Origin of the sequence: Flavobacterium sp. DSR2-3-3, assembly GCF_049896585.1 — a bacterium.
Classification (GTDB): domain Bacteria; phylum Bacteroidota; class Bacteroidia; order Flavobacteriales; family Flavobacteriaceae; genus Flavobacterium.
In genome coordinates, this window is record NZ_JAFCUP010000002.1 from 209,204 (window position 1) to 226,831 (window position 17,628).

The 17,628-nt window shown below is 31.4% G+C and carries 17 protein-coding genes; 11 read left to right on the forward strand and 6 right to left on the reverse strand.

Annotated features, from left to right (window positions below; genetic code table 11):
* Nucleotides 1-145: 145 nt before the first annotated feature.
* The 3 genes from ACP7AQ_RS03630 to ACP7AQ_RS03640 are packed head-to-tail and all read right to left on the reverse strand — an operon-like array spanning nt 146 to nt 4,159.
* Nucleotides 146-2,683, reverse strand: coding sequence for a TonB-dependent receptor (locus ACP7AQ_RS03630; RefSeq protein ID WP_426094439.1), 2,538 nt, complete (start codon nt 2,681-2,683; stop codon nt 146-148).
* Between the two features lie 9 nt (nt 2,684-2,692).
* Nucleotides 2,693-3,592, reverse strand: a complete 900-nt coding sequence (locus tag ACP7AQ_RS03635; RefSeq protein ID WP_426063195.1) for a FecR family protein — start codon at nt 3,590-3,592, stop codon at nt 2,693-2,695.
* Nucleotides 3,593-3,637: 45 nt separating this feature from the next.
* On the reverse strand, nt 3,638-4,159 hold the full coding sequence (locus ACP7AQ_RS03640; protein ID WP_426094440.1) for an RNA polymerase sigma factor: 522 nt from the start codon (nt 4,157-4,159) through the stop codon (nt 3,638-3,640).
* A gap of 229 nt (nt 4,160-4,388) precedes the next feature.
* Between ACP7AQ_RS03640 and ACP7AQ_RS03645 the strand changes: the two genes are divergently transcribed.
* The 3 genes from ACP7AQ_RS03645 (at nt 4,389) to ACP7AQ_RS03655 (ending at nt 7,041) form a co-directional block, all read left to right on the forward strand.
* On the forward strand, nt 4,389-5,420 hold the full coding sequence (locus ACP7AQ_RS03645; protein ID WP_426094441.1) for a hypothetical protein: 1,032 nt from the start codon (nt 4,389-4,391) through the stop codon (nt 5,418-5,420).
* Nucleotides 5,421-5,568: 148 nt separating this feature from the next.
* Nucleotides 5,569-6,288 carry a hypothetical protein gene (locus ACP7AQ_RS03650; protein WP_426094442.1) on the forward strand — a complete coding sequence of 240 codons (720 nt, stop codon included), beginning with the start codon at nt 5,569-5,571 and terminating at the stop codon, nt 6,286-6,288.
* Nucleotides 6,289-6,672: 384 nt separating this feature from the next.
* Nucleotides 6,673-7,041, forward strand: a complete 369-nt coding sequence (locus ACP7AQ_RS03655) for a hypothetical protein (protein ID WP_426094443.1) — start codon at nt 6,673-6,675, stop codon at nt 7,039-7,041.
* Nucleotides 7,042-7,879: 838 nt separating this feature from the next.
* Here ACP7AQ_RS03655 and ACP7AQ_RS03660 read toward each other — a convergent pair.
* Together ACP7AQ_RS03660 and ACP7AQ_RS03665 are read right to left on the reverse strand one after the other, a co-directional pair.
* Nucleotides 7,880-7,957 carry a hypothetical protein gene (locus tag ACP7AQ_RS03660; RefSeq protein WP_426094624.1) on the reverse strand — a complete coding sequence of 26 codons (78 nt, stop codon included), beginning with the start codon at nt 7,955-7,957 and terminating at the stop codon, nt 7,880-7,882.
* Between the two features lie 647 nt (nt 7,958-8,604).
* The gene (locus ACP7AQ_RS03665; RefSeq protein WP_426094444.1) at nt 8,605-9,021 is read right to left on the reverse strand and encodes a DUF932 domain-containing protein; all 417 of its coding nucleotides are present in this window, start codon (nt 9,019-9,021) and stop codon (nt 8,605-8,607) included.
* Between the two features lie 51 nt (nt 9,022-9,072).
* Between ACP7AQ_RS03665 and ACP7AQ_RS03670 the strand changes: the two genes are divergently transcribed.
* The 3 genes from ACP7AQ_RS03670 to ACP7AQ_RS03680 are packed head-to-tail and all read left to right on the forward strand — an operon-like array spanning nt 9,073 to nt 10,250.
* Complete coding sequence (locus tag ACP7AQ_RS03670; protein ID WP_426094445.1) at nt 9,073-9,372, forward strand: transposase; 300 nt, start codon at nt 9,073-9,075, stop codon at nt 9,370-9,372.
* Nucleotides 9,369-9,896 carry an IS3 family transposase gene (locus ACP7AQ_RS03675; RefSeq protein ID WP_426094446.1) on the forward strand — a complete coding sequence of 176 codons (528 nt, stop codon included), beginning with the start codon at nt 9,369-9,371 and terminating at the stop codon, nt 9,894-9,896. Before ACP7AQ_RS03670 ends, ACP7AQ_RS03675 begins: the two co-directional genes overlap by 4 nt.
* A 3-nt stretch (nt 9,897-9,899) precedes the next feature.
* A complete protein-coding gene (locus tag ACP7AQ_RS03680) occupies nt 9,900-10,250 on the forward strand; it encodes a transposase (protein ID WP_426094447.1) in 351 nt (116 codons plus the stop codon).
* 58 nt (nt 10,251-10,308) lie between these two features.
* Here ACP7AQ_RS03680 and ACP7AQ_RS03685 read toward each other — a convergent pair whose 3' ends face one another.
* Nucleotides 10,309-10,518, reverse strand: coding sequence for a hypothetical protein (locus tag ACP7AQ_RS03685; RefSeq protein ID WP_426094448.1), 210 nt, complete (start codon nt 10,516-10,518; stop codon nt 10,309-10,311).
* Between the two features lie 307 nt (nt 10,519-10,825).
* On the opposite strand from ACP7AQ_RS03685, the gene ACP7AQ_RS03690 reads away from it, so the two are divergent.
* The 5 genes from ACP7AQ_RS03690 (at nt 10,826) to ACP7AQ_RS03710 (ending at nt 17,571) form a co-directional block, all read left to right on the forward strand.
* Complete coding sequence (locus tag ACP7AQ_RS03690; RefSeq protein ID WP_426094449.1) at nt 10,826-11,791, forward strand: MlaD family protein; 966 nt, start codon at nt 10,826-10,828, stop codon at nt 11,789-11,791.
* Between the two features lie 5 nt (nt 11,792-11,796).
* Nucleotides 11,797-13,128, forward strand: a complete 1,332-nt coding sequence (locus ACP7AQ_RS03695) for a 4Fe-4S dicluster domain-containing protein (protein WP_426094450.1) — start codon at nt 11,797-11,799, stop codon at nt 13,126-13,128.
* 95 nt (nt 13,129-13,223) lie between these two features.
* The gene (locus tag ACP7AQ_RS03700; protein ID WP_114755209.1) at nt 13,224-14,015 is read left to right on the forward strand and encodes a (Fe-S)-binding protein; all 792 of its coding nucleotides are present in this window, start codon (nt 13,224-13,226) and stop codon (nt 14,013-14,015) included.
* Between the two features lie 63 nt (nt 14,016-14,078).
* Nucleotides 14,079-14,561, forward strand: coding sequence for an ABC transporter ATPase (locus tag ACP7AQ_RS03705; RefSeq protein WP_426094451.1), 483 nt, complete (start codon nt 14,079-14,081; stop codon nt 14,559-14,561).
* A 13-nt stretch (nt 14,562-14,574) separates the two neighbouring features.
* Nucleotides 14,575-17,571 (forward strand): glycoside hydrolase family 3 N-terminal domain-containing protein, encoded by a 2,997-nt coding sequence (locus ACP7AQ_RS03710; protein ID WP_426094452.1) that lies wholly within the window; start codon nt 14,575-14,577, stop codon nt 17,569-17,571.
* Nucleotides 17,572-17,628 lie beyond the last annotated feature (57 nt).

Consider the following 17,628-nt stretch of genomic DNA (forward strand, 5'->3'; position numbering starts at 1 on the left):
CAACTAGGCAAGTAGCGCTTCGATGACAATGCGATTTATTATAGTTCTTACTACGTTAAATAGGGGAGTACACAGAAACATGGTTTTTTAACCAATTGATACAATTGAGTAACTTAATAAATTTATTCAATGTTATGGAAATCGTTTAATAAGCTATTCTAAAACTTAAATTTGGAGTGCGTCGAAGTGAAAAAGTTTTTACATCTTCTATAGAATTTGTGACCGTATTTATTTTATAATATTCGTTGATTTCATTTTTTCGATTCAATACATTTAGTAAAGAGAACCCCAATTTATATTGAATTTGATTTAAGCTTTCCCATTTGTATGTTGTTGAAAAATTAACTTGAAAAAAGTCATCTAGTATTTTATTGTTTGGAGTATTGTAATCAATCTTTGGATTAGAGAAATTACTGTAATTTATTGTCGAACTTATAGGAGTGGTCTCTGGTTTTCCAGAATACCACTTTGATCCCAATGCTATTTTTAGATTTTTTCTTTCATAGATTCCAGCCCAGGAAATAATATGGTCTAATTTAAAGTTATTTGGAAATACAGGTTGTTCTAAATCTGGAAAGTGATAATTATTAGTATTGTAAGTGTAACTAAACCAGGTAATAAAATGATTTATCTTTTTTTGAACCAGCATTTCCATTCCTAAAACTTCATAATCGCCATTCGTTTTTACAAATTCTAATTGGTTTTGAAATTCTTGACTCGAACTATTAATTCCGGTTACTTTTTTATAAAAATTATCTAAAGTAAATAACCAATTATTTTTGTTGTAAAACAAACTAATTGATGCTTGCTTACTTCTTTGAATAGGTATCGTTGTGTTGTTTGCCAATATCCACCTTCTTTTTTCAATACCAAAATAATCGTTTTGCAAATCAATAATCTGATAAGAATTTTGACTTTTAAATTCTCCTAATACTTCTAAATTAAAATATTTTGTAATGGCATAATTAAACTGTAATCGTGGTTCTAAAAGGCTTTTTTTGAATTGTTCAATGTAGTTTAATCGCAATCCTGCATTAAAATATATTTTGGATAAAGTATCATTATATTTTGCTTCAGCTATAAGTGCATGAATTCGTAAAACTTCTTTAATTCTTCTGTAAAATATAGGACTATTTACTTCATCTGAATTTATGGTGCCAATTTCGTTAAATTGATATCCATTTTTAAGAGTAAATTTCGAATTGATTGTATGACTATTTTCAAGCTTAAAGCCATTGTCTAGCACTTCATTTTTTTGTTTTACAATTTGATTGTCTTGTATTTTGTTTTTTTCGGCATTGAGTACATAAGACGATGTGTAGACATTCAAATGAGTGCTATTTTTAGTATTCCAGTTTCGTATCCATGAAAGATTACTTCCGTAATTTTTTTGGTATAAAATATTATTTTCAGACTGAATTTGAGAACTGGCGTTGGTTGTTTGAAAAATTTTAAGTTGATCGTTAATTGTAATAAAATCGAAAACAAAATGGTTTTTTTGTCCGATTTGTTGAGAATATTTAGCCGTAATATCGTAAAAATTAAATTTTTCGTCACCTAAATAATCTATATTTTGATTATTGGAAAAATTAGTAATACTTGTATTTTGAAAGGCTTTATTATAATATTCTTTGTACGTCGGTGTTTTTACAAGATCGGTTATGGATTTTCTTCCTGAAATTTCTACAAAACTTTTTTCGGAGATTTTGAACTTTGAATATACATCGGCATTTATCATGTTTATTCCTGCACTAAAACTGTTTTTTTTAAATGCATTGGAGTTTGAGGAAATATCCACAACGCTTGAGACGCCTTCTCCAAAAAAAGCAGAAGTCCCATTTTTAATTATAGAAATGGTATGGGCTAAATTAGGATTGAAAGCCGAAATTAATCCAAAAAAATGTCCCGTCTGATACATTTTTATTCCATTCCATAAAAACAAATTTTGATCATGTGTGCCTCCTCTTACATTGATACTTGAAATACTTTCATCAGCACTATAAATACCGGGAATTTGCAACATGGTTTGTAAAACATCGGGTTCAATTAAGCCAGGTAATATTCCAAGTTTTTTGGGTTTAATTTCAAATGTTCCATTAATTTTTTTTGAGATTCCAGATGTTAAAAGTTGATTCGCAATTATATTATTTAATTCAGAAACTTCCACTTCAATAAAAATCTTTAAACAATTTTTATTTTGTAAAGCAGAGACAGAAATTTTTTCAGTGGTATACCCAATGTTACTAATTAATAAATCAGTTGACTTTTCTTTTTTTAGTTCAAAATATCCTTTTTTATTGGTTGAAGTACTGGAACCATCTTCAAACTTAATATTCACATTTTCCAGTGGAGAATTATCTTCTTTAGAATATACATATCCACAAATATTCTTTGTGTCAACCCTATTATCACTAAAGATAGTAATGAATTTATTATCGATATTTTTAAAGAAGAGGTTCGTTTTTTTTTCAAGATAACTGATCTTCTTGTTCAAAGGCAACGATTTTTTTGGAGGTACAATTTTAAGAGTAACTATTTCATTGTCAATATAATTAAAATAAATAAGATGTTGTTTTTCAATAGACTGCAGAATATCTTTTAATGCAATTGCTTTACTTCTGTTTTGAGCCGTCATACTCAAGACAAAAACAAGGCAAAAGAATAAAACAGAAGTGTATTTCATTTAAAAAATTTATTTTCCTTCAAAAATTATTTTGTTTGCAGTAATTTTTTTGGCTTCTAAATGATAGGTTGTGGCAATAATTTGAAGGGCAACATCAAGATTGTTAATTGGGATTTTTCCAGTAAATAATTCACTCGAATATTTTGTTTTTACTTCAATAGAAACATTGTATTGTCTTTGAATTTCATCTAGGATGTTGCGTAAATTTTCTTTATTAAAAGCAATTGTGTTTTCCATCCATTCTGGTTGAGCTGTAGCAATGGTTGTGTTTATTTGTTTTCCATCTTCAAAATAAACACTTTGTCCCGGAGTTAAAATCAATTCTTTTTCTTGGTACTTTACAAGTACCCTTCCTTCAAAACAAGTTACATCAAAACGATTTTTTCGTACTTTTACATTAAATTGGGTTCCAAGAACAGCAACTTTTCCAAGAACAGTTGTAACCTCAAATTTTTTACCTTTTGCTACTTTAAAATAGGCTTCGCCCTTCAACTCAAGGTTTCTATTATTGTCCCAATTCCATTTTTTATATTTAATTTCAGAACCGGCATTCAACACTACTTTAGAATTATCCGGTAATAAGAAAGTGGTTTTTTTACCATTGAAAGCATATTGTGTTTGCAACGAAAAATTCTGCATCAAAAATAAAATTCCTAATCCAATAACAAAGACGGCAGCCACTTTGAATAACCATTTTTTGTATGAAGGAATAATTTTAGGTGTTGTTTTTTTGTGATTAATAACATGCTCTAAAACTTTCTCTTCATTGAAAGGAGGTACTTCTAAATGTGCAGTATAATTTTTAATTTGCTCGTATTTTTCGTTATCAGGATTAGCTTTGAATTCAGCTAATTGATCTTCTGTTAATTCGTTGTTTAGCCATTTTGCCAAAATGTGATTCTTTTCCATTGCATTAATCGTATTATATTTAAAACATGTAAAAACAAATTTACCCTACTTTATCATATCAATTTCTTTTCGTAATTCAATTAAAGCCAAGTGTATCCGCTTTTCAACTGCTTTTACACTAATATTTAATTCCGCTGCTATTTCGCTATATTTCTTGCCGTCTATTCGATGCATCAAAAAAGCAACTCGCTGTGTTTCTTTCAAATTCTCAATTGATTTTAAGAGCTTACTTTTGAATTGCTTTTCTTCGAGTATAAATTCCGGAGTTTCATTTGTATTATTATGACCAACAAAATTTTTTTCATATTGCAAAACTACTTTTTGATGTGCAATTTCGTTAAGAGAGCTATTATTTGCAATGGTATAGATATAAGATTTAGCTTTTTCAATGGGGACTGCAGCACAGTTTTGCCAGAGTTTAATAAAAGCTTCTTGAGTTATATCATCGGCTTGGTCTTTATTTCCGTATTTGTAAAAAAGAAAATTGCGAAGCGCTTTCGCATGACTTTTAAAAAATATTGAAAAAATAATTTTATCACAAGTACTTGATAATGAATGTATGGTCATTTAATTCGTAATTTTTTGCTTTACAAAGATATATTTATTTTTAAATTTTGGTAGGGTAATATGGATGTAAACTGTTTTACTATAGAACCATTACTATTTTAATGTATAATATATGAAATGAAATCGGTTTGTAAAGATTGAAACCGACGCGCAAAACAGAGTTTAATGCCACGCAAAACAATATAAAAAATATCAGTTCAATAGTCTAGATATTAAATATTAGCTAAATATGAAAACAATTAAATATTTATTGATGTTCGTTGCTGTAGTAGTATTTATTTCGTGTCAAGATGAGGAAATATTGGTTATTCAAGACATTACACAAAACTTAACAGCTAAATCTCCTCTCGCGAGTTTGATATCGAGGGTATCACAAAATCCTACGTCTAAGGATAATATTTTGGACAAATCAAGTTGTTTTAATGTTCAGTTGCCAGTTAGTGTTATTGTAAATAAAAAGCAAATTACAGTATCTAGCCAAAATGATTATAAAGTAGTTCAAAACGCACTAGATGCTTTTTCAAATGATGATGATGTAGTAAATTTTGTATATCCAATAACAATCCAGTTTCAAAATTTCAAAACAGAATTGATTTCAAATCCGGATCAATTAGAGGATGTTATTGATAACTGTGATGATGATGACGGGTTTGATGAGATTGACTGCCTGCAGATAAATTATCCTATAAAGATTAATATTTATAATGCAGATAATCAAATAGCAAACACCATTACTATTCAAAACGATAAGGATTTATATAACTTCTTAAAAGATACAAAAAGTAATGTGTTCATATCCATCAATTATCCAGTTTCTATTACAAATTTTAAGGGTCAAAATGTTATAATTACAAACAACTCTAATTTTGAAAGCAGTATTGAAGATGGGATTAAAGATTGTAACACTAATTCAGGTTCTGCAGGAAACCAGAATTTCGCTGCGATTTTGACTAATGGAACGTGGCATGTATCCTATTATTTTGATGACAAAGATGAAACTTTAAATTATAAGGGATATAATTTTACTTTCAATTCTAATGGAACTATTATGGTTGTAAAAGAAAAAAATACTATCGCCGGAAATTGGTCCACTTTTGTAAATAGTGGTCAAAATATATTTCTGTTAAAATTTGATGACAGTAGATTAGATGAATTGAAGGACGAATGGAAAATTACAGAATTTACAAGCACAAATGTTAGACTGAAAAATAAAAATGCCAGCGATGGAGCAACTGATTATCTTTATTTCACAAAAAACTAATTTAAATGAAATAGAAACGTACTTGTTCTAAATTATAAAGAAACTATTTTTTATAAAAACAATTATTGAAATTGTTTTTCACAACCATTAATAATACCCCTTAATTATATATTATTTAACCTCAAAAAAAATGAAAAAAATGAAAAAAATGAAAAAAACATCAATTTTAGCATTACTTGTTATCATGATGAGTTCTTGCACAGACAATCCATCTTCGAGCGGTAATGTCACCGTAAAAGCGTCGTCCGTTTCTGCAACAGGAAAAACGTCAACAACTGCTCGTACTGCTGCATCAACAGTAGTGTTTACGGAATTTAAAATAAACATTGGAAAGATAAAATTTGAATTAGATGAAGATGATGATAAATATCTTTCAAATCCTTTTTATGATGATGATGTAAAACTTGTAGGTCCTTTTTTAGTGGATATATTAGATCCTAACAAAACTTTGACTCAATTTATAACTTCTGTTAATATTCCGAATGCCAAGTATGAGGAAATTAAATTTAAATTTGAAAAAAGTACTATGCCGGGCGAAATGTTAGGTAAAACTTTTTTAATTAAAGGGACAATAAACGGTAAAAACTTTATCATCTGGAGTGGAAAAGATGCTGAACTTGAAATGGATTTTGCAGATCCAACTAAAGATTTTACAGTTAACGGTAACGATATGTCACTTAACATAAAAATACATCTTGATGCCATAATGGCAAGACTAATTGCTCTAGCCAATCAAAATTTATTGATGGATACAGATGGGGATGGAGTAATTGAAATTAGTACTGATAACGATGATGGACATCATGATATTGGAGAGCAAATAAAAAACTTGCTTGAAAATGAAACAGACTTAGATGACAAGGACTAATTAAATTAAAACGGATTAATTAAAAAAGAGGCTATTTTTAAACGGTAGTCTTTTTTTACTTATTTTGGATACTATTGTATAAGTCTTATAAATAAGCTACTGTACGGAAGCCTCTTTCAGCATAAGTTTTGGTAAAGAAGTTTCGATTCATTAAAATGCTATCTAAAGCAGTAATGAGAGTATTTATTAAGACTTTATAATATTTACTTTTGCCAATTTCATAATCTTTCTTATGGGCGAGTCCGAGGCAATTAGATGTAAATTCGTTTGTATATTTCCAAAATATTTTAGTTTTGTACAACTGTCTTAATAACACTGACACATATTTTAAGAAAACATTTTTTTTTAAACACTTAATTTACAATAATTTAAATACATATAATTATGAGAATGAAATATTTTTTTATTACTGCACTATTCGTTTTAGCGAGCGGATTATTTTTGAATTCATGCTCAAAGGATGATGCTGCAGTTCCAACAATAACTTTTAATCAAACCGAGGGCAAAGCTAATTCACAAGGCGAATATACAGTGAGCGGTCGAATCCAATCTGAAATTGCGCTTTCCAAGGTTATAATTACAAAAGAGGGATCAAATATTCCCTTTTTAACCGATGACACGACAGCGAAAAATAAAACTGACTATAATTTTTCGTATTTAATTACAGGTGTTACTACTAATACCTATATAATAGTTGATATTTATAATCAAGCGAACGATAAGACAACAGTACGATTTTTAATTCGTCCTTAATTAGAGGAAATAACTTTTATAATTATAATTGATGGAGAATTTGACCTGCGCTTTGCAAAGGTGTACTTTCCAAAAAATATATTTTTCTGGAAAATGCGCAAGGTAATAAACTTTGCGCTTTTTTTATGGAAGCTAGTATGATGTACCCATTTTCCAGACAGAAATCTCAAAGATTTACGATAGGTTTTTTGTTTAAAATTCTATTATCTTGGTTAAAATCGGATATTGCTTTTTTGGCTATTTTAAAAAGCCAAAAAAAATTATTCAGATTTTCTTCCACTTCTTTTTTATAATAATTCTTTTAAGGCGTTCCATAATCAAGTGACTGATGAAGTCGCCGTGTATTTTAAAATTCAAAATAATATTTTAGTCCTCTATAAAAGCTGATTCCGTCAGTATATGCTTGTAAATATACATTCTCGTATTTGATTGTCCTCCATAATCTTTCTATAAAATGTTGTAATTAGCTCGTCCTTTACCGTCCATAGAAATTTTTATTCCATTGCATAATAGCACATTGGTGCGAACTTCACTAATATATTGACTTCCTTAATCTGTATTGAAAGTTTCACGCGCACCATACTTTTGTATGTTTTTTTACAAAATTATCGGCACACCAATAAGCACTCGTTGTGTTGCTTGCACTGCAGTTCAAAACAAATCTTGTATGCAAATCTTCAATCGCAGTCAAATACATAAATTCTTTTGTAGGAAAAATGGTAATATCTGTTGCTCGCACTTGATTTTTATGGTTGATCTTCAAACCTTTAAGTATATAAGGGTATTTCTTATGTTCTTTATCACGTATTGTTGTTTGAGGTTCTTGATAAATGGTTTGCTAATTAATGATTTGCATCAATCGTTTTACCCGTTTGCGATTCACTTTAATACCTAAATCCTTGAGCCAGAACGTCAGTTTCCTTCAGCGATAAAATGGAGTATTAAAATATTGTTGGTCTAGTAATTACATTATTTTCAAGTTCTCTTTACTTTCCTGTTTTGCTTTATAATAAAGACCGCCACGATGAATTTCTAATAGTCGCCATTGTTTGATAATACTTAATTTATTTTGGGTATCGACCATTTTCACTCGCTCACTGATCGATATTAACCCAGACTTTTTTTTTAAAAGTCATTCTCCAAAGTCAGCTGACCTATTCTAGAATAGCGTTTCTCTGTTGAAATTTCATCTTTGGGGAAAACCATTTTTTCTGCAGAAAAAACCGCAAAAAGATAAAGGATGGCGTCCGTCTTGCACATTAAAATTTTGTACAGCAGTAACTTTTATTTTTTTGCTAATACTGCAATGGTATCTTTCTCTTTTAAGGCTTCCAAAACAACTTTGGCTTTGAAGTCTTTCCCGAATGTTCTTCTTGTTCTTAACATATCACTGCTAATTTAAGGTTTTTAGTTCTATCTAAATTAGTCGGGATATATTGTCCGAATTTTAAGGGTCAGCACAGTTACTAATTTTATTTTTAATATCAATAATTACCTTTTCTATCTACTTGCGCCAGTAATTTTTTGCATGCACTTTTCTTGTTAAATCAGTCTATGTAGAATTTATAATTTCATTAAATCCAATTTTATTTGATGCAATTGCTTGATCTTTTCTGAACTGGGAGCGAGTGCGGATTGCACCATTATTTTTAGTTCCCTATCAATAATGCGCACTTTTGTCCAGTTATTGAAAATTGCTCCCATTTGCACCGATAAGATACCGGATATCTCCATGACCTTGTGCGCCTGCTCCAAACATTGTTTGGCGTTATAGGTATGCAGAATGCGAACGGTATTAATTTGTTTGCGCAGGGAGGCATTTAGGGTATTGGCGCACAGGATAAGACTAGGAGTAAAGGCTGCAGTTATGCTTCCTCTCCCATCGTGAGAAGTCGTTAAGAACAAGTACTTTTGGACTAGGTCATCTTTTCCTACCTCAACATAGTCGGCCAGGTTGGCGATTATAAATATACTGGACATGCTAACTTTACCCTCATAAAAAGTTAAGAATAAAAACCTTAATTTTAATTTATGAAAAAGATGCTAAAAATTTACGACCGAGTTTTTAAAGAGAAAGCGGTTCAATTGAGTTATGAAAGGCATAACATTTCAGAATTAGCTAGAGAAATGGGTATTACTGCTCCACAATTGTATAAATGGAGAAAAGAGTATGAAGAGTTTGAGCAAGGAAGTTTTCCTGATAACGGCAATGTAAAGCAAACGCCAGAACAGGATCGAATTGCAGAGCTTGAAAAAAAACTCAAAGATGCGGAAGTAGAAAGAGATATATTAAAAAAAGCAGTAGGCATCTTTTCCAAAATCGGTCGATGATTTATATTTTCATCAGAAACAATGAAAATATATTTCCGATTGAAAAGATGTGCAAAGTATTACAAGTCGGTCAAAGAATTTATTATCAATGGAAAAGCGGGGCTATTTTGGATAGAAAACAAAGAGCTGAGCTGGTTAAAGAAAAAATAACATCCATTTATTTTGATTCAAAACAAAGATATGGAAGTCCGAGAATGACGGCAGAGTTGGCTTCTTTGGGTAATAATATATCAAGAGTTAGCGTTGCCAAATATATGAGTCAACTCGGTTTACGAAGCAAATTAAGCAAGAAATTTAAGGTTACAATCAACTCAAAGCATAAGTATTTAATTGTACCAAATGTTTTGAATAGAGAATTTTTAGTTACAGAACCGTCAAAAGTTTGGGTGTCGGACATTACATATATAAAAGTAAAAGAAGGATTTATATATTTAACAACCATTTTAGACTTCTATGACAGAAAAATTATTGGCTGGAGTTTGAGTAATGGAATGAGCATAGAGGAAACTTCGTTGTCAGCTTAGAGAATGGCTATTAAAAACAGATGTGTTGAAAAAGGATTACTATTTCATTCTGACCGAGGAGTTCAATATGCTAGTAAAAAGTTCACCAATGTGATTGATTCCTATAAAATGATTACAAGAAGCATGAGTAGAAAAGGGAATTGTTGGAACAATGCAGCAGCTCAGAGCTTTTTTAAGACTTTTAAAACAGAACAAATTTATGGAAATAAACTTATATCAAAAAAACAGATGGAACGAGATATATTTGAAATTATTGAAATTTGGTACAATAGAAAAAGAAGGCATTCAGCTCTAGATTACAAGACAATTAAAGAATTCTGGCAACAGAAAAATAATTTTAAAAATGTTGCTTAATTAATACAGCTGGTTTTATTTACACATCCACAGATAATTTTTTTGTTTGATTGTTCATCTATGGCAAAGGTACAATATTGTGAGTTGAATAATCATATCCAATATCTCTTAACCAATATATTAAGCGTGAATTACCGATATTATACTTATGTTTAATTTCTCGTCTTGTTGATGTTCCAGTTAAAAATTCATTACCAACAAACCTTTTAAATTCTTCACTATATTTTGATTGCCATTTTGATGAAGATTCTTTTGAATATCTTTCCATAATTTGACACTTTTGTGTAAACCTTTTTTAGGACAAGACAAAACGCAATATTTTAAATCCATCCAATTTTAAAGGCTTAAATAATGTTGCTTCCCGAATAAATAATGGTTCTTTTTACAAATAATTACATGGCTCAACATTAATTTATTGTAGTGTAAAAGAATATTTGACTTCGGTTAAATCTAAAGGATTTTTTTACTTATATAATTGAATTTAGAGACGGAAAAAACATTAGTCTCAAAGAAGCGGTGAAATAATTATAACAAGTCAAATATTTTATATTAAATTTGTACAAAATACATATATTTTGAAAATAACACGAGAAATTAAAACTGCCATTTTAGTAATTGCATCTATTTTATTATTTATTTGGGGCTACAGTTTTTTAAAAGGAAGAGATCTTTTTACCAATTACAAAACCTTTTTTGTAGAGTATAAAAGTGTTGAAGGTTTAGCAACGTCAGCGCCAGTGACTCTTAACGGTTTAGTTATAGGTAAGGTGAGTAGTATCACCATAAATCAGAATACGGGCGTACTGTTAGTTGAACTGCAATTAAAAACGGATTTTCCAATTTCTAAATCCAGTATTGCTTCTATTTATGAGCCAGGATTTATTGGAGGAAAACAAATTGCGATTATCCCTAATTTCAATGATAAAACCTTAGCTGTTGACGGTGAGAAATTGCAAGGTGGTATAAAAATGGGTCTAACAGATAAAGTAGGAGACCAATTGGCACCTCTTCAAGAGAAATTGGAAAAATTATTGGGAAGTACTGAAAAATTAATTTCCGGATTGAACAATGTTTTAGATCAAAAGGGGCAACAAGATTTAAAACTCACATTGTCTGAATTAAGTAGCACTGTTGAGCAATTCCATAAAGTTTCCATGAGCGTTAACGATTTATTAAGTACCAATAAAAGTCAAATAAACGGAGTGGTTACTAACTTTAATAAAATATCAGGAAATTTTTCTAAAATTTCAGATTCGTTGGATAAAGCTGATTTAGGCAAAACAGCCAGAAATTTGAATGCAACTTTAGCTAGAGTTGATGGCATTGTGAGCGGTTTGGAATCTGGTAAAGGTTCTATGGGCAAATTGTTAAACGATGAAGCTTTCTACCAAAATATTAGAAGTTCTACAAAAGAATTAGAATTATTATTGCAGGATATTAGACTTTATCCAACTAGATATGTTAACATTTCTGTGTTTGGAAAGAAAAATAAACCGTACATGGGTCCTGTAAAAGATTCTGTATCTAATGAAATAAAATAGCAAATATGAGCTACTTAGACAATATTTTATTTGCCATTCTATTGGTAATTGGTTTTGGATATTTTTTTACCAGTGTTAAAAAAATCATGCGAAACATCAATCTTGGAACTAATGTAAACCGTTCCGACAATCCAAAAGCCCGCTGGAGTAATATGGCGATGATTGCTTTTGGTCAATCAAAAATGGTAAAACGTCCTGTTACTGGAATACTCCATATTGTAGTTTATGTTGGTTTTGTAATTATAAACATTGAATTATTAGAAATTATAATCGACGGACTTTTTGGTACGCATCGTGTGTTTGCTTTTTTAGGAACTACGTATGATGTGCTGATTGCTTCTTTCGAAATTTTAGCATTTTTAGTTTTAATTGCTGTTATCGCTTTTTGGAGTCGAAGAAATGCAATCAAATTAAAAAGATTTGTCAGCACTGATTTAAAAGGTTGGCCCAAAAGTGATGCAAATTATATCTTGTATTTCGAGGTAGTTTTGATGACTTTATTTTTATTGATGAATGCATCTGATTTGCATTTGCAAAATGTACCGGGAGGTTTTTCTCATTTTATAAAAGCAGGTTTTTTTCCAGTAAGTCAATTTATTGAACCAATTTTCAATGGAATGTCAAATGAATTGGTAATGTTGCTTTCAGAGATCTTTTGGTGGTTGCACATTGTGGGGATTTTGATTTTTATGAATTACCTTTATTTTTCAAAACACCTGCACATACTATTAGCTTTTCCAAATACCTATTTTGCCAATCTGAATCCTCAAGGTCAATTTGATAATTTGGAGTCAGTCACCAAAGAAGTGAAGTTAATGATGGATCCTAATGCTGATCCTTTCGCCTCAGCACCAGTGGATGAAAATGCGGTTCCAAGCAAGTTTGGCGCCAGTGATATTCAAGATTTAAACTGGGTACAATTATTGAATGCCTACACTTGTACAGAATGTGGTCGTTGTACTTCATCTTGTCCGGCCAATATAACAGGTAAAAAATTGTCTCCACGTAAAATCATGATGGATACCAGAGACAGGATGGAAGAGGTGGGTAAAAATATAGATGTTAATAAAGGTATTTTTATTCCGGACAACAAAACATTATTGAACGATTATATCACACCAGAAGAACTTTGGGCTTGTACCTCCTGTAATGCTTGTGTGGAGGAATGTCCTGTAAACATTAGCCCGCTTTCTATCATTATGGATATGCGTCGCTATTTAGTTATGGAAAAAAGTGCGGCTCCAATGCCTTTGAATGCCATGATGACCAATATAGAAAATAATGGAGCACCTTGGCAATACAATCAGCAAGATCGATTGAATTGGAAAAATGAATAATTGTTTATTTGTTTAAATTTCATCTAATAAAGTGAAATATCAATTTTCCGTTTGCTCGAATAATCAAATCAACGAATAACCGAATCACAAATAGTATGTCAGAGAATTTAATAGTGCCAACAATGGCCGAAATGTTAGCTCAAGGGAAACAGCCAGAAGTTTTATTTTGGGTAGGTTGTGCAGGAAGTTTTGACGACAGGGCAAAGAAAATAACAAAGGCATTTGTTCGTATTTTGAATCGTGCCAACGTTTCCTTTGCCGTTTTAGGGACTGAAGAAAGTTGTACCGGTGATCCTGCAAAAAGAGCTGGAAATGAGTTTTTATTCCAAATGCAGGCCATGATGAATATTGAGGTTTTGAATGCATACGAGGCAAAAAAAATTGTTACAGCTTGTCCGCATTGTTTCAATACTTTAAAAAATGAATATCCGGAATTAGGCGGGAAATATGAAGTAGTTCACCATACGGAATTTCTAAAATCATTGTTAGATGATGGAAGATTGACCATTGAAGGAGGACAATTTAAAGGAAAGCGAATTACTTTTCACGATCCTTGCTATTTAGGCAGAGCCAATAATGTCTATGAAGCACCTAGAGATTTAATTCTAAAGTTGGATGCTGAATTAGTCGAAATGAAACGCTCCAAAGCAAACGGTTTATGCTGTGGTGCCGGTGGTGCGCAAATGTTTAAAGATGCTGAGCCCGGGAATAAGGAAGTGAACGTTGAAAGAACCGAAGACGCATTAGAAACTAAACCAGAAATAATTGCCGCGGGTTGTCCTTTTTGTAATACGATGATGACTGACGGTATTAAAAATAAAGAAAAGGAAGGCGAAGTCAAAGTCATGGATATTGCGGAATTGATCGCTAATGCTCAAGATTTATAATAAATTAAAAATTACGAATATTGATTTTTTAAATCAAAATTCATAACTCATAACACAATTAAGATGTACGTTCCTTTTGAAAATTTACCTGAAGAATCTAAAATCTGGATTTATCAATCGAACAGAAAATTTTCGGATGCGGAATTTTCTGAAATAGAAACTGCTTTACAAACCTTTCTGGAAAGTTGGGCTGCGCATGGTACCAGTTTAGAATCATCGTATCAATTAAAATACAACCGATTTATAATTATTGCCGTTAATCAAGATGTTCAAGCTGCAACAGGTTGCTCGATTGATTCCTCAGTAGAATTTATTCAAAATCTGGAACAAAAATACACCGTTGATTTATTGGATAAAATGAATGTCACTTTCAAACTTGGGGAGCATATTGCACACAAGCCATTGATTGATTTCAAGAAAATGGTAAAAGATAAAGCTGTTACTGAAAATACTGTAGTTTTCAATAATTTAGTAAACAATATAGAAGAATATAATGAATCGTGGGAAGTTCCGGCTATTGATAGCTGGCATAGCCGATTTTTTTAAATAAACTTGGTGAATGAAAAAAATAAGAATTAAAATTGTTTTTTTTTATGTCTTATTTATTTTTGTTGCTGCGGGTTGTGTTGGTACAAAAGTGAACAAGAAAAAAACAATTGTAACCAATATTCCGCCCAAAATAGAGAATTTCGACAGTATAAATTCTACTAATACTCCGCATCTTTTTGAATTATCTCCGGAAGGCAATAAATGGGTGGATAGTGTTTATAATGCAATGACTTTAGAGGAAAAATTAGGGCAATTATTTATGGTTGCTGCTTATTCCAATAAAGATTCAGCGCATATTAAAGCTATTGATAAACTTATTTTAGATCATAAAATTGGCGGATTAATTTTCTTTCAAGGCGGTCCGCAACGCCAGGCTAAGTTGACCAATCGTTATCAATCCAAATCAAAAATTCCATTATTTATTGGTAATGATGCCGAATGGGGCTTGGGTATGCGACTGGATTCTACTTACATTTATCCTTGGAATATGACACTTGGAGCCATCCAAAATATGGAACTTTTGGAGAAAGTAGGTGTTCAAATGGGACAACAAAGCAAACGAATGGGATTGCAATTTAACTTTGCCCCAGTGTTGGATATCAATTCAAATCCCAATAATCCAATTATAGGTTTTCGTTCTTTTGGCGAAGATAAATTTAACGTTACCGAGCGCGCCATTGCCATAATGAAAGGCGTTCAGAGCCAAGGTGTGTTTTCTACCGGTAAACATTTTCCGGGTCATGGAGATACGGAAACGGATTCTCATAAAAGTTTACCAACTATAAATTCCTCAAAAGAAAAATTATCGGACGTAGAGTTTTACCCTTATAAAAAAATGTTTCATGAAGGACTCTCGTCTGTTATGGTGGCACATTTAAACGTTCCCAGTTTAGAATCAAGACCTAATTTTCCTTCTTCGATTTCTTATAATGTAGTTACTGATATTCTCCAAAAAAAATTGGGTTTTAAAGGACTGATTATTACAGATGCCCTAAATATGAAAAGTGTCAGCGATTTTAAATTACCAAGCGAAATCAACTTTGAAGCTTTTATGGCCGGAAATGACGTGCTGTTGTTTCCTGAAAATGTTCCCGCTGCGATTGATAAATTTAAACTCGCTTATTCTCTAAATTTATTTACTGATGAACGATTGGCTTTTTCCGTAAAGAAAATTTTAAAGTTCAAGTACAAAGCCGGTTTAAACAATTACAAACCAATTGTGACTGAAAATTTAAACAAAGATTTAAATTCAGTTGATAATGATGCTTTACAGTACGAATTGTATGAAAATGCGATTACTGTTCTAAAAAATACGGGAACTGTTTTACCAATTAAAAATTTGGACAAACAAAAAATCGCTTATGTCAAAATAGGAGACGACAATAATGATGCATTTGTTTCGACTTTGAAAAAATATGCTGAAGTTACGGTGATTTCAGATCCGAATCTAGACAGTCTTCAAGTGAAATTGCAAGCTTTTACAACAGTGATTATTGGCTATCACAAATCAGATGTAGCTTTCAAAAACGACGATTTAAAATCGGATGAAATATTTAAAATCAATTTTTTAGCTAAAAATAATACTGTAATTCTGAATATTTTTGCAAAACCATACGCTTTTTTACCTATTACAAATTTCGATGGTATCGAAGGATTGGTCGTTTCTTATCAAAATAGTACCATTGCTCAAGTCGTTTCTGCGGAACTAATTTTTGGTTCGATTGCAGCTAAAGGAAAATTGCCGGTTTCTATTAACAATAGCTTTAAGGTAAATGACGGTTTGTCTACGGAAAAACTGAATCGTTTAGGATTCACGACTCCGGAGAATGTTGGTATGAATTCAGCTATTTTATCAAAGATTGATGCTATTGCCAATAAAGCTATCAGCGCCAAAATGACACCGGGAATTCAGGTTCTTGTAGCCCGAAAAGGGAAAGTCATTTATCAAAAATCATTTGGACATCATACCTATGATGAATCGATTAAAGTTCAAGATTCAGATATATATGACGTAGCTTCTTTAACAAAAATTTTAGCAACATTGCCCAATATTATGTTGCAGTACGATCAGCAAAAAATAAATTTGGAAACAACATTAGGAACAATGTCTCCAATTTTTAAAGATTCGAATAAAGCAAATATTAATTTCAAGGATTTATTGTCTCATTATGCGGGACTTGCTGCCGGGATTCCATTTTACAAAGCAGCAATGGATAAAGGCAAATTACCTTCGGATGTTTATTTTAGAAAAGTAGCTGAACAGGAGTTTTCAAAAAAACTGGGCGACAGTCTTTTTATCAGAAATAATTTTAGTGATACGATCATGAAAATGATTGTTAAAAGTAAAATTGCAACAAAAAAAGAATACAAATACAGTGATCTTACATTTATGATCTTGAAGGATTATTTGGAAAAAACTACGGGTAAAACATTAGATGTTTTAATTCAAGAAAATTTTTATCGTTCACTTGGTATGAATAATTCCAGTTTTAATCCTTTGACCAAATTTGATAAAAACAGAATTCCTCCAACAGAAACGGATACTTATTTCCGTCGTCAACTTCTACAAGGTTATGTCAATGATTTGTCAGCTGCTTTAGAAGGTGGAGTTTCGGGTCATGCAGGTGTTTTTTCAAATGCAATGGATGTGGCTAAAATAATGGAACTTTATTTACAAAAAGGTAATTATGGCAATCAGCAGTATTTTTCTGAAAAGACATTTGAAGATTTCAATACGTGTTATTTTTGTGCGGTCGGAAACAGGAGAGGTGTTGGCTTTGATAAACCCCAATTGGGTTCCGAAGGTCCAACGTGCGGTTGTGCTTCCATGACCAGTTTTGGACATACCGGCTACACAGGAACGATGGCTTGGGCCGATCCTGAAACACAAATTGTTTATGTATTTTTATCCAATAGAACTTTTCCGATTGCGGCTGAAAATAGATTATCCAAAGCAAACATTCGCGAAGACATCCAGAAGATAATTTACGAAGCGATTACTAATTAAAAGATGCATTAGTGTGGCACCAGTCAGGTTAAGAAACAGTTGAACTTCCCCCTTTCT